This is a genomic window from Nonomuraea sp. MG754425 (assembly GCF_021699195.1).
GTDB lineage: Bacteria > Actinomycetota > Actinomycetes > Streptosporangiales > Streptosporangiaceae > Nonomuraea.
In genome coordinates this window covers 35,971-48,554 of record NZ_SSXE01000012.1, presented here as the reverse complement: position 1 = coordinate 48,554, position 12,584 = coordinate 35,971, and the positions used below count along the sequence as shown (strand labels likewise).

Annotated in this window: 13 protein-coding genes; 11 read left to right on the top strand and 2 right to left on the bottom strand. The window is 70.3% G+C overall.

Features of this window, described 5'->3' with window-relative positions:
* Nucleotides 1–15 precede the first annotated feature (15 nt).
* From FAF44_RS06450 to FAF44_RS06420, 7 genes are all read left to right on the top strand, one after another.
* Nucleotides 16–1,101, top strand: coding sequence for an S-(hydroxymethyl)mycothiol dehydrogenase (locus FAF44_RS06450; RefSeq protein ID WP_237102102.1), 1,086 nt, complete (start codon nt 16–18; stop codon nt 1,099–1,101).
* 70 nt (nt 1,102–1,171) lie between these two features.
* Nucleotides 1,172–1,792 (top strand): MBL fold metallo-hydrolase, encoded by a 621-nt coding sequence (locus FAF44_RS06445; RefSeq protein ID WP_237102101.1) that lies wholly within the window; start codon nt 1,172–1,174, stop codon nt 1,790–1,792.
* Nucleotides 1,793–1,908: 116 nt separating this feature from the next.
* Entirely contained in the window at nt 1,909–2,085 is a 177-nt protein-coding gene (locus tag FAF44_RS06440) for a bacterioferritin-associated ferredoxin (RefSeq protein WP_237102100.1), read from the top strand.
* Nucleotides 2,086–2,109: 24 nt separating this feature from the next.
* Nucleotides 2,110–2,595 (top strand): bacterioferritin, encoded by a 486-nt coding sequence (bfr, locus tag FAF44_RS06435; protein WP_237102099.1) that lies wholly within the window; start codon nt 2,110–2,112, stop codon nt 2,593–2,595.
* Nucleotides 2,596–2,926: 331 nt separating this feature from the next.
* Nucleotides 2,927–3,595: a response regulator transcription factor gene (locus tag FAF44_RS06430; RefSeq protein WP_043620820.1), complete on the top strand. Its 669-nt coding sequence runs from the start codon at nt 2,927–2,929 to the stop codon at nt 3,593–3,595.
* A 3-nt stretch (nt 3,596–3,598) separates the two neighbouring features.
* The gene (locus FAF44_RS06425) at nt 3,599–4,876 is read left to right on the top strand and encodes an ATP-binding protein (RefSeq protein WP_237102098.1); all 1,278 of its coding nucleotides are present in this window, start codon (nt 3,599–3,601) and stop codon (nt 4,874–4,876) included.
* A gap of 165 nt (nt 4,877–5,041) precedes the next feature.
* Nucleotides 5,042–6,421 (top strand): tetratricopeptide repeat protein, encoded by a 1,380-nt coding sequence (locus FAF44_RS06420; protein WP_237102097.1) that lies wholly within the window; start codon nt 5,042–5,044, stop codon nt 6,419–6,421.
* Nucleotides 6,422–6,437: 16 nt separating this feature from the next.
* Here the strand turns inward: FAF44_RS06420 and FAF44_RS06415 are convergent, their stop codons facing one another.
* Complete coding sequence (locus tag FAF44_RS06415; RefSeq protein WP_237102096.1) at nt 6,438–6,923, bottom strand: GtrA family protein; 486 nt, start codon at nt 6,921–6,923, stop codon at nt 6,438–6,440.
* A gap of 337 nt (nt 6,924–7,260) precedes the next feature.
* On the opposite strand from FAF44_RS06415, the gene FAF44_RS06410 reads away from it, so the two are divergent.
* The 3 genes from FAF44_RS06410 (at nt 7,261) to FAF44_RS06400 (ending at nt 9,853) form a co-directional block, all read left to right on the top strand.
* On the top strand, nt 7,261–8,409 hold the full coding sequence (locus FAF44_RS06410) for a 5-(carboxyamino)imidazole ribonucleotide synthase (RefSeq protein ID WP_308193286.1): 1,149 nt from the start codon (nt 7,261–7,263) through the stop codon (nt 8,407–8,409).
* Nucleotides 8,406–8,897 (top strand): 5-(carboxyamino)imidazole ribonucleotide mutase, encoded by a 492-nt coding sequence (gene purE / locus FAF44_RS06405; protein ID WP_237102095.1) that lies wholly within the window; start codon nt 8,406–8,408, stop codon nt 8,895–8,897. The genes FAF44_RS06410 and purE overlap by 4 nt, the downstream gene beginning before the upstream one ends.
* Before the next feature lie 68 nt (nt 8,898–8,965).
* Nucleotides 8,966–9,853, top strand: coding sequence for a GNAT family N-acetyltransferase (locus FAF44_RS06400; RefSeq protein WP_237102094.1), 888 nt, complete (start codon nt 8,966–8,968; stop codon nt 9,851–9,853).
* Between the two features lie 6 nt (nt 9,854–9,859).
* On the opposite strand, the gene FAF44_RS06395 is transcribed toward FAF44_RS06400, so the two are convergent.
* Entirely contained in the window at nt 9,860–11,179 is a 1,320-nt protein-coding gene (locus FAF44_RS06395; RefSeq protein ID WP_237102093.1) for a UDP-glucose/GDP-mannose dehydrogenase family protein, read from the bottom strand.
* A 125-nt stretch (nt 11,180–11,304) separates the two neighbouring features.
* Here FAF44_RS06395 and FAF44_RS06390 point away from each other — a divergent pair, with 125 nt between their 5' ends.
* On the top strand, nt 11,305–12,468 hold the full coding sequence (locus tag FAF44_RS06390; protein ID WP_237102092.1) for an acyl-CoA dehydrogenase family protein: 1,164 nt from the start codon (nt 11,305–11,307) through the stop codon (nt 12,466–12,468).
* Nucleotides 12,469–12,584: the final 116 nt, after the last annotated feature.

Below are 12,584 nucleotides of genomic sequence, written 5' to 3'. Positions count from 1 at the left end.
CACAAGATGACTGGCATGCCGTACGAAGTGCAGGGCGTCGTCGCCCGGGGCAAGGGTCAGGAAGTCTCTCTCGAAACGGTGCTCGTGCCGGACCCAGGTCCGGGTGAGGCCGTGGTGAACGTGCAGGCGTGCGGCGTGTGCCACACCGACCTGCACTATCGGGAGGGCGGGATCAGCGATGACTACCCGTTCCTGCTGGGGCACGAGGCGGCGGGCGTCGTCGAGGCGGTCGGCGCGGGCGTCACCGGCCTGGCGCCCGGCGACTACGTCATCCTCAACTGGCGCGCGGTGTGCGGTCAGTGCCGGGCCTGCCTGCGTGGCCGCCCGTGGTACTGCTTCGCCACCCACAACGCCAAGCAGAAGATGACGCTCAAGGACGGCACCGAGCTGTCGCCCGCGCTCGGCATCGGCGCGTTCCTGGAGAAGACGCTGGTCGCGGCCGGCCAGTGCACCAAGGTCTCGGCCGAGGCTCCGGCGCAGGTCGCGGGCCTGCTGGGGTGCGGCGTGATGGCCGGCATCGGCGCGGCGGTCAACACCGGCGGCGTGACCCGCGGCGACAGCGTGGCGGTCATCGGCTGCGGCGGCGTCGGCGACGCGGCCATCCTGGGCGCCTCGCTGGCCGGCGCCTCCAAGATCATCGCGGTGGACGTGGACGACCGCAAGCTGGAGTGGGCCCGCGACTTCGGCGCCACGCACACGGTCAACTCCCGCGCGAACGACCCGGTCGAGGCGATCCGCGACCTGACCGGCGGCAACGGCGCCGACGTGGTGATCGAGGCGGTCGGCCGCCCGGAGACGTACGAGCAGGCGTTCTACGCCCGCGACCTGGCCGGCACGGTCGTCCTGGTCGGCGTGCCGACCCCCGAGATGCGCATCGACCTGCCGCTGCTCGACGTGTTCGGCCGCGGCGGCGCGCTCAAGTCGTCCTGGTACGGCGACTGCCTGCCGAGCCGCGACTTCCCGATGCTGATCGACCTGTTCCTGCAGAACCGGCTGCCGCTGGACAAGTTCGTGTCCGAGACGATCGCGCTCGACCAGGTCGAGGAGGCGTTCGGCAAGATGCACCGCGGAGAGGTGCTGCGCTCGGTGGTGGTGCTGTGACGGCTCCGCGGCACGGCGAGGACATCCATCACGGCGTTCACCGGGCCCGGCCCGGTCAGGAGGCAGGGCAATGATCGACCGGGTCATCACCTCGGGCACGTTCTCGCTGGACGGCGGCACCTGGGACGTCGACAACAACGTCTGGCTGGTCGGCGACGCCCGTGAGGTCGTGGTGATCGACGCCGCTCACGACGCCGCGCCGATCGCCGAGCGGGTGGGCGGGCGCGCGGTGCGGGCCATCGTCTGCACGCACGCGCACAACGACCACATCAACGCCGCCCGCGACCTGGCCGCCCGTACCGGGGCGCCGATCCGGCTGCACCCGGCCGACCAGGTGTTGTGGGAGCAGGTGTACGGGCCTGAGGTGACGTACGAGCCGCTGGCCGACGGCGAGAAGCTGACCGTCGGCGGCGCCGCCCTGGAGATCCTGCACACGCCCGGCCACTCGCCCGGCGCGGTCTGCGTGTACGGCGCCGAGCTGGGGGCCGTGTTCAGCGGCGACACGCTGTTCAAGGGTGGCCCGGGGGCGACGGGCCGTTCTTTCAGCTCGTTCGGGACGATCATCGAGTCGATCAGGGACCGGCTCCTGACGCTGCCGGCGGAGACGGTCGTGCACACCGGGCACGGCGATTCGACCCTGATCGGCGCGGAGGCCCCGCACCTGGAGGAGTGGATCGCCAGAGGCCACTGACGGCGGGGGACAGCCGAATGTGACCCACCCAACGTAGGCAAGCCTTACCAAAGTGGGTTACCTTAGGTGTGCCTAACCTAAAGGCATCGTCCCCTTCGTGAGAGGCCAGTCCCCGGATGTACGTGTGCGTTTGTCGTGCTGTGACCGAGAATGAGGTGCACGACTGCATCGCCTCCGGGGCGAAGAGCGCGAAGCAGATCCGCGACACCACTGGTGCCGGTGGTGACTGTGCCCGTTGTGTACGGAAGATCTGTGCGATCCTGAAGCGGTCTGAAGAACTGACGACCGCATAGCCGGATAGCGATGGGGAGCCCGTTATGCAGGGCGACAAGCAGATCATCGAATTGCTCAACGAACAACTGACCGCGGAGCTCACCGCGATCAACCAGTACTTCCTGCACTCCAAGATGCAGGAGAACTGGGGTTACACGAAGCTCGCCGAGCACACGCGTTACGAGTCGATCGACGAGATGCGCCACGCCGAGCGCCTCACCGATCGCATCCTCTTCCTGGAGGGCCTGCCCAACTACCAGCGGCTGGGCACGCTGCACATCGGCCAGACCGTCGAGGAGCAGCTCAAGGCCGACCTCGAGGTGGAGATGTCGGTGGTGCAGCGGTTGCGTCCCGGGATCCAGCTCATGCGTGAGAAGGGCGACATCACCTCGGCCAACATCTTCGAGGACATCCTCAAGGACGAGGAAGAGCACATCGACTACCTGGAGACGGAGCTCGGGCTGATCCGCAGCCTGGGCGAGCAGCTCTACCTGGCCCGCTACGCCGAGCCGCCGTCGAACGACGACTGACCCCGCGAGGGGCGGAGGCGGCCGGGCCTGCCTCCGTCTCCTTCGCCGGGCGATCGCCTGAACGAGGCCCGTGCCCCCCATCGCAGCGCCGAAGCTTCCTGCGCGACCCGCCCGCGGAACACGCCGGCCGGTTCGACGCCCCCCATCCATGATCGAGGCCGCCGCCCGTCAGGCATGATCATCCGATGTATTCCGGCCCCGAAACCGCGGTGCTTTAATCGCGACCTACGGTATTTTAGCTGTGTTTGCCCAGGTCAATGGATAGGTCAACGACGAGTCAAACCGCGCGCTGCGCCCGGGAAACGATCGCCTAAGGTCCTACGATCGGTTCATGACCTGCGTACTTCTCGCCGAGGATGACACCTCGATCTCAGAGCCACTCGCGCGTGCGCTGCGCCGTGAGGGCTATCAGGTCGAGGTGAGCCCCGACGGCCCCCAGGCCCTGGAGAGGGCTCTGTCGGGCGGCATCGACCTGATCGTTCTTGACCTTGGCCTGCCAGAAATGGACGGCCTGGAGGTGGCCCGCCGGATCCGTGCCGAGGGGCACGGCACCCCGGTTCTGATACTCACCGCCCGCGTCGACGAGGTCGACACCGTCGTCGGCCTCGACGCCGGCGCCGACGACTACGTCACCAAGCCGTTCCGGCTGGCCGAACTGCTGGCCAGGGTCCGGGCACTGCTGCGCCGCGGCACCTCCGAGACGCCGGTCGTCCAGGGTGTGCGCATCGACGCCGACTCCAGGCGCGCCTGGATGGGGGAGAAGGAGCTGCACCTGACCACCAAGGAGTTCGACCTGCTCCGCGTCCTGGTCCGCGACGCCGGCAAGGTCGTCACCCGCGAGCAGATCATGCGCGAGGTGTGGGACACCAACTGGTGGGGTTCCACCAAGACGCTCGACATGCACATCTCGTGGCTGCGCCGCAAGCTCGGTGACGACGCGGCCAAGCCGCGCTACATCACGACCGTCCGGGGGGTCGGCTTCCGGTTCGAGCGCGAGTAGGGGATGCGCCGCCGACTGCTCTCCTCCACCCTGGTCGTCGCGGTAATCGCGGTCCTGCTGCTGGGGGTCCCCCTGGGCGTCGTCGTCAGCCGTCTGATCGTCGATGAGGCGGCTCAGGAGCTCGGGGCGGAAGCCAAGCGTCTCGTGGGAGAGGTGGAGTATGCCCGCGTCCAGGAGACGCCGCTCGACCCCCAGCAACTGGAACAAAAGTACCCAGGCAGGTTCATCCAGATCTGGGAGCGCGGAACCCCCCTGCGGGTGACCGTCGTCGGCAGCCCCCCGCCGTCGGGTCACCTCATGACGGAGGACGCCCAGACCAACACGGGTGTCTACGTGCGGATCAGCCGCGACCGCGATCAGGTCGAGCAGGACGTACGGGCTCGCCTGCTGCTCATCGTGGCCCTGGCCGGAGCCGCCCTCGCGGTGGCCGTGAGTCTGGCCGTCGTGCAGTCACGCCGCCTGACACTGCCCCTGCAGGACCTGGCCAAGATCGCCGAACGGCTGGGCTCGGGAGACGCGCGCCCGAGCAAACACCGCTACGGCATCCCCGAACTCGACCGTGTGGCGCAGGTGCTCGACCGCAGCGCCACCCGTATCTCCGACCTGCTCACCCGCGAACGCGAGTTCGCCACCGACGCCTCCCACCAGCTCCGCACCCCGCTGACCGGGCTCACCATGCGCCTGGAGGAGATCGTCGCCTCCTCCAACGAGCCCGACGTGGTCCGGGAGGAGGGCGAGGCGGCGATCGTCCAGGCCGAGCGGCTCACCGCCGTGATCGACGAGCTGCTGGCCGCGGCCCGCCGCCAGCGGCACGCCCAGGCCGAGCCGGTCTCGATCGACGAGGTGCTCGTCCAGCAGATCACCGAGTGGGAGCCGGTGTTCCGCGACGCGGGCCGCACGCTGCAGCTCGACGGCTCCCGCGGACTGAAGGCGCTGGCCACCACCGGCGGCTTCGGCCAGGTCATCGCCTCCCTGCTGGAGAACTCCCTGCGGCACGGCGGCGGGGCCGTGACCGTCAGCACCTCCTGCGGCGACAACTACATCGTCATCGAGGTGGCCGACGAGGGCCCCGGCATCGCCGACGAGATCGCCCCCAAGATCTTCGACCGGAACGTCAGCGGAGGGGGTGGCACCGGGCTCGGGCTGACGCTGGCCCGCGCGCTGGCCGCCGCCGACGGCGGGCGGCTGGAACTGGTGCGGCGCCGCCCCGCGACCTTCGCCATCTTCCTGCGGCCGGCCGAGGACGACGGCAGGACCCGCGTGGTCAGCGGTCCCGCGTGACGCCGCCCTGACCGACGCTCGGCACCGGCCGCCGTCGGCTGGATGAATCGGACGAGTCTCACTTTTGGAGTTCACTCTTGCCGGTAATGCCGCGTCAAGGTGCTTGTGTGCCGCGTTCGGCGGTGGTCGAATACCGCATATCGAACGGGGAGCGGGGAGCAGCGCATGAAGCCCGAGGACTTACGCCTTGCCGGAAATCTCGCGGCCGCCTACCACGCCTCGGCGCGGGCCGTGGAGAGCGATCCGTCCGCGGAGAACCTCGCCGTTCGCGCGAAGGTGCTGCTCGATCACGGGCACGTCCCCGCCGCGCACGACGTCGCGCTGCGGGCGGTCCACCGCGACCCGGCGTCGATCAGCGCGATCACGGCCTTGGGGCTGGCCAACATCGACATGGGCCGCCCCCATGAGGCGTGGGACGCCCTCGACACCCTGACCGGGCACGCCCCCGACAGCCCCGACGCGGCGCTGATGTTCGCCCGGCTGCACCACGAGTGCGGCATGCCCGGCGAGGCGCTCGACGTGCTGGACCGGGCCATCGCCCGCCACCCCGTGCACCCCGACCTCCGCCTCACCAGAGCCGGCTGCAGAGAGGCGGAGGAGCAGCCGGACGCGGTCATGGGGGATCTCAACGCCATCCTCGCCCGCTTCCCCCAGCACGTGAACGCGCTCGCCTTCCGTGGCCTGCTGCACGGCGACGACAGCAGGTACGCGCTCGCCCTCGCCGACGCCGACGCGGCCTACCGGCTCTGCCCGGGATCCGTGCTCGCCTGTTGCGCGCTCACGCTGGCCCGCGCCTACGCCGGTGACCTGGACGCCGCGGAGGTGGCCGCGAGGAGGGCGATGGAGTTCAGCGGGGGCGGCCACCTGGCGTACGCGGTCATGGCGGTCGTCCACTACGCCAGGGGCGACAAGGAGAACGCCCTGCGCCGGCTGCTGGCCGGCGGGCGCTACGGCTCGTCGAGCGACGCGATCAGCCTGGCCGACATCAAGCTGACCGCGTGCTTCGACATGGAGGAGTACGACCACGCGCTGGCGGCGGCCGACCAGATCCTCGCCCTGCGGCCGGGCAACGTCGCCGCCCGGAGCATGCGGTCGATGCTGCTGCTCTTCTTCGACCGGGACGACGACGCCCTGGAGGAGGCGGAGAAGGTGCTGGAGAGGAGGCCCCACGACTTCCGCGCGCTGTCCGTGCGCGCGCTGCTCCACCTCCGGGCCGGCCGGTGGAGCAACGCCGAGCACGACGCCCTCCAGGCGATGAACGGCCGGGACCGCAGGGCCGCGCTGTTCGTCCACGGGGTCGCCTGCGTCCAGCTCGGCAGGCTCATCGAGGCGGACGCGGCGCTGCGCGGGCTGCAGCAGACCTCGGCGGGCGAGCAGTACGCCCAGAGCCTCGCGCAGAGCATCGACGCCGCGCTCGGCGTCGCCGCGCGGCCTCAGGCGGCGCTGCCGGCCGGGCACCTGTCGCAGAACAGGGAGAACCTCAACACCGGGCTGCAGATCGTCGGCACCGCGGCCACCGTGATCGGCCTGTTCGTGGGCGCCTGAAGCGCGTACGGGCCGGTCAGCGCTCCCGCGTGACGCCGCCGCCCTGGGGCAGTTCGACCGGGACGGGGTCGGTGGCCTCCAGGAACACCCACTTCTTGTAGGACCAGAAGCGGAACAGCGTGCCGAGCCCGATGCCGACGAAGTTGGCGATGTTGAGGCTGAGGCCGTCGTTCAGGTGGAGGGTGTACTTGGTGAAGCCGATCACCAGCAGCCCGAACAGCAGTGCGATGCCGTTGAGCAGGAAGAACAGGAAATATTCCCGGCCCAGCCCGCTCTGCTCGCGGTGCCGGAACGTCCAGAACCGGTTGCCGAGGTAGGCGAACGTCGCCGAGATCGTGGTCGCCACGACCTTGGACGTCAGCGGCCCCCACTCGAAGCCCAGGAGGAGCACGTTGTAGATGGTCGTGTCGAGCACGAAGGCGATGGCCCCGATGCTGCCGAACTTCGCCAGCTCGTGCACAAGGGTGGAAAACCGCTGGTAGAGGCGTTGTGCGAGCTCCACGTCGCTGCTCGGTCCCTTCCCTTGTCGCGCATGGACGCACCCAGCGTACCGGCCGGGGTGTCGCGCGGGCGTCAGACGGATGAACAAACGTCAGAAAGGACGTCTTGCGAAAAAGCGCCCTATGCCCGGCATATCCATTACAGAAGTTTTAAGCTGCGAACAGTTCGAGGGCGCGGCGAACGCTGGGCGGTCGTGCCCGCCGGATCGCGCCTTGATCGTGCCGCCGTCGTGCGGCTCGCGTCCGTCGGGCAACCCGGAACGGCCGTCCAGCCCTCGTCCCGCGCCGGCCAGGGGCGGGGGCGGGGAAAGTCGTAGCGTCCGGGTAAGCTCACCTGCCGTGAGTTCCTACAGCCCCATCGGACCGGTCGTCGGCATCGTCGGCGCGGGTCAGCTGGCCAGGATGTCGCAGCCGCCCGCCATCGCGCTCGGCATCGAGCTGCGGGTGCTGGCCAACAACCCCGAGGAGAGCGCCGCCCGGGTCATCGTCGACACGCGCGTCGGAGACTACCGCGATCTTGGTGACCTCCGCGAGTTCGCCAAGGGCTGCGACGCCATCACGTTCGACCACGAGCACGTGCCCACCGAGCACATCAGGGCGCTGACCGCCAACGGCTACGTCGTGCACCCGGGCGCCGACGCCCTCGTGCACGCCCAGGACAAGGCCGTCATGCGCGAGCGCCTGACCGCGATCGGCGCGCCGTGCCCCGCCTGGGCGCGGGTGGCGTCCATCGACGACGTCATCCGCTTCGGCGGCGAGCACGGCTGGCCGGTGGTGCTGAAGGCGGTGCGCGGCGGCTACGACGGGCGCGGCGTGTGGGTGTGCCGCTCGCCCGACGAGGCGGCCGAGGCGTTCGCGACCGGGGTCGAGCTCATGGCCGAGGCGTTCGTGCCGTTCGAGCGGGAGCTGGCCGTGCTGGTCGCCCGCTCGCCGCACGGGCAGGGCGTGAGCTACCCGGTCGTCGAGACCGTGCAGCAGGACGGCATCTGCGTCGAGGTCATCGCGCCGGCCCCCGGGCTCGACCAGGAGCAGTCCGCGCAGGCCCAGCGCATCGGCCTGAAGATCGCCAACGAGCTCGGGGTGACCGGGCTGCTGGCGGTGGAGCTGTTCCAGACCGAGACCGGGATGGTGGTCAACGAGCTGGCCATGCGCCCGCACAACAGCGGCCACTGGACGATCGAGGGCGCCACGACCTCCCAGTTCGAGCAGCACCTGCGGGCCGTGCTCGACCTGCCGCTCGGCTCGCCCAGGATGAACGCCCAGCACGTCGTCATGGCCAACCTGCTCGGTGGCGACGAGCCCGACCTGTTCAAGCGCTACGAGCACGTGCTCGCCCACGACCCCGGCATCAAGCTGCACTTCTACGGCAAGGAAGTGCGTCCCGGCCGCAAGATCGGCCACGTGACCGCGCTCGGCTCCAACCTCGACGAGGTCCGCGCCCGCGCCCGCCACGCCGCCGTCTACCTCATGACCGGGGAGTACACATGATCGGGATCGTCATGGGCAGCGACTCCGACTGGCCGGTCATGAAGGCCGCCGCGCAGGCCGTCGCCGAGTTCGGGGTGCCGTTCGAGGCCGACGTGGTCTCGGCGCACCGCATGCCGACCGAGATGATCGACTACGGCCGTCAGGCGGCCGGCCGCGGCGTCCAGGTGATCATCGCCGGCGCGGGCGGGGCCGCCCACCTGCCCGGGATGCTGGCCTCGGTGACGCCGCTGCCGGTGATCGGGGTGCCGGTGCCGCTGAAGTACCTCGACGGGATGGACTCCCTGCTGTCGATCGTGCAGATGCCGGCCGGCGTGCCGGTGGCCACGGTGGCCGTCGGCGGGGCACGCAACGCGGGGCTGCTGGCCGTGCGGATCCTCGCGGCCTCCGACGCCGGGCTGCGCGAGAAGATGGCGAAGTTCCAGGAGCGGTTGACGGAGCAGGCGTACGCCAAGGGCGAGAAACTGCGCGCCGAGGCCGCCGGGTTGTGAGAGACGGCCGGTTCGCGGCCGGTCGTCAAGTGCTTTTTCCTGGGGTTGACGGCGGCTAGGGTGCGGCCATGGACGACCCGATCAAAGAGCACGCGGCCCGCGTGTACGCCGCCGACCCGCTCCTCGCCGGCCAGGACGAGCTGACCGCCAAACGCGGCGAGGAACTGCTCGAAGTGGCCGACGGCATCGGACTCGCCGCCTCCGACCGGCTGCACCCCGACACCCTGCCGGCCTGCTGGTCCCCGCTCGTCGTCCACCGCCTCAGGGCCCGCGTGGCCGGCGCCGACCCGGAGGCCGCGCTCGGCGAACTCGTCGACCGGTGGCTGGCCCTGCCCCGCCGCGACGAGCCCGGCCAGGCCCTGAGCGTGCTCTGGCCCAGCCGGGACACCGCACCCGTCCGCGCCCTCGCGCTACGCGGCTTCGCCCCCATGACCGCGCTGGCCGTGCGCCGCGTCCGCCCGGTCACCGAGCCGCCGGCCGGCCTCGTCGTCCGCCGGGCCGGGGCCGGCGACCTGGAGGTGGTGACGCGGATGTACGAGCGGCTGGTGGCCTACGACGCGCAGTTCGGCTGGGTGACGGTACGCGCGTCCACGAGGGAGCGGCTCAGGGAGTCGGTGTGGGGCGAGGTGCTGCCGCTGAACTGGTGCTGGCTGGCCGAGTCGGACGGCAACCCCGTCGGGTGCGTCATCGTGGAGCCCCCGGAGCGGTCCGGCTGGATCGCGCACGCCGTGAACGACACGCCGACGGCGTACCTGGGCGTCATGTACGTCGAGCCGTCGGCACGCGGCCGGGGCGTGGGCGCGGCGCTCACCGAGGTGGCGCACGACGCGGCGGCGGCGCACGGCGTGTCGATCATGGCGCTGCACCACGCGCTGCCGAACCCGCTCTCGACACCGTTCTGGGCACGTCGCGGCTACCGCCCGCTCGTCACCCAGTGGGTCCGCCACCTGCCGTGAGGTCCTTCAGGGGTTGGGACGGCCCAGCGCGCGGTACTGCCAGCCGGCCGAGCGCCACAGGTCGGCGTTGAGCGCGTTGCGCCCGTCCACGATGCGGCGGGTCGCCACCACGGCGCCCAGCTCCACCGGGTCGAGCTGGACGAACTCCTGCCACTCCGTGAGCAGCAGCACCACGTGTGCCCCGCGTACCGCCTCGATGGCCGACACGCCGTAGTTCAGCTCGGGATGCGCCTTCCGGGCGTTGTCGAGCGCGATCGGGTCGTACACGCTGACCTGCCCGCCCTGGTGCCCGATCGTGACGGCGACGTCGAGCGCGGGGGAGTCGCGGATGTCGTCGGAGTTCGGCTTGAACGCCGCGCCCAGCACGCCCACCGTGCACCCGTGGAAGGAGCCGCCGGCCAGCTCCCTGGCCAGGTCCACCATGCGGGCGCGGCGGCGCATGTTGATCGCGTCCACCTCGCGCAGGAACGTCAGTGCCTGGTCGGCGCCCAGTTCGCCGGCCCGCGCCATGAACGCCCGAATGTCCTTGGGCAGGCAGCCGCCGCCGAAGCCGAGCCCGGCGTTGAGGTAGCGGCCGCCGATGCGGTCGTCGTACGACAGAGCCTCGGACAGCAGCTCGACATCGGCGTGCGCGGCCTCGCAGACCTCGGCCATGGCGTTGATGAAGGAGATCTTGGTGGCCAGGAACGCGTTGGCGGCCGTCTTGACCAGCTCCGCCGTGGCGAAGTCGGTCACCACGACCGGCACCTCGCCCAGCGGCTCGTACACCTCGCGCAGCATCTTCTCCGCCCGCTCGCTGCGCACGCCGAACACGATGCGGTCGGGGTGCAGGGTGTCGTGGACGGCGAAGCCCTCGCGCAGAAACTCGGGGTTCCAGGCCAGCTCGGCCTCACCGCCGGCCGGAGCGAGCCGGGCCAGCTTCTCGGCGAGGCGCTCGGCCGTGCCGACGGGCACCGTGGACTTGCCCACCACCAGGCACTCGCTCTCGAGGAGGGGGGCGAGGGTTTCGACGGCCGTGTCCATGTAGGTGACGTCCGCGGCGTACTCGCCGCGTTTCTGCGGGGTGCCGACGCAGATGAAGTGCACGTCGCCGAAGGCGGCGACCTCCTCGTAGGAGGTGGTGAAGCGCAGCCGGCCGGAGTCGAGGCCGCGGCGGAGGACCTGTTCGAGGCCGGGTTCGTGGATGGGGAGCTCGCCCGCGTTGAGCCGGTTGATCTTGTCGGCGTCAACATCCAGGCCCAGGACGTCGAACCCGAGATCAGCCATGCAGGCCGCATGGGTGATCCCCAGATATCCGGTCCCGATCACCGTGAGGCGATATGGCACGAGGAGGCTCCTTTCGATCGCGCAGGCATGCTACCGGCCCCCGCTATCTCCTACGTGCCACCTGCACATCGTCGCAAACCGTACCGGCTGGTAACAAGATGGTCGGACGTCCTAGTATTTGACCCATGAGCTTCCCTCTTTACGCGCCCGCCGAAGAGCACGACATGCTCAGGGAGACGGTCCGCGCCCTGGCCGACGAGAAGATCGCGCCGCACGCCGCCGAGATCGACGAGACCGAGGAGTTCTCCTGGGACGTCTACAAGGCGCTCGTGGCGGCCGACCTGCATGCCGTACACGTGCCCGAGCAGTACGGCGGGGCCGGGGCCGACGCGCTGGCCACGGTCATCGTCATCGAGGAGGTGGCCCGCGCCTGCGCGTCCTCCTCCCTCATCCCGGCCGTCAACAAGCTCGGCACGGTCCCGCTCCTGCTCTCGGCCTCGGAGGAGCTCAAGGCCCGCTACCTGGCGCCGGTGGCGCGGGGGGAGGCGATGTTCTCGTACGCGCTGTCGGAGCCGGAGGCCGGCTCGGACGCCGCGGCCATGAAGACGCGCGCGGTGGCCGACGGGGACTCGTACGTGCTCAACGGCGTCAAGATGTGGATCACCAACGCCGGCGTCTCGGAGTACTACACGCTGATGGCGGTCACCGACCCCGCGGCCGGCGCGCGCGGGATCTCGGCGTTCGTCGTGGAGAAGTCCGACGAGGGTGTCTCTTTCGGGCCGAAGGAGAAGAAGCTCGGCATCAAGGGCTCGCCCACCCGGCAGGTCATCCTGGACGACGTCCGCATCCCGGCGAACCGCATGATCGGCGCACCCGGGACCGGCTTCAAGACGGCCCTGGCCACCCTCGACCACACCCGCGTCACCATCGCCGCCCAGGCGCTCGGCATCGCCCAGGGGGCCCTGGACTTCGCGATCGGCTACGTCAAGGAGCGCAAGCAGTTCGGCCGCCCGGTGGCCGACTTCCAGGGCCTGCAGTTCATGATCGCCGACATGTCGATGAAGCTCGAGGCGGCGCGGCAGCTCACGTACCACGCGGCGGCGAAGTCGGACCGGGCGATGCACGGCGAGCCGCAGAAGAACCTGACGTACCTGTCGAGCGCGGCCAAGTGCGCGGCCTCCGACGCGGCCATGGAGATCACGACGGACGCGGTGCAGTTGCTGGGCGGGTACGGGTACACGAAGGACTTCCCGGTGGAGCGCATGATGCGCGACGCCAAGATCACCCAAATCTACGAGGGCACCAACCAGATCCAGCGCATGGTGATGGCCCGGCAGCTCCTCAAGTAGCTCCAGAAACCCGGGGTCATCGGGTGGGGCCCCGGGTTATCGCGTACCGGTCAAGCGGGACGGAAGAGCGGTGTTCCGTGATCACTGGGCGGGAGGCTCGTGAGGTGCCAGGATCT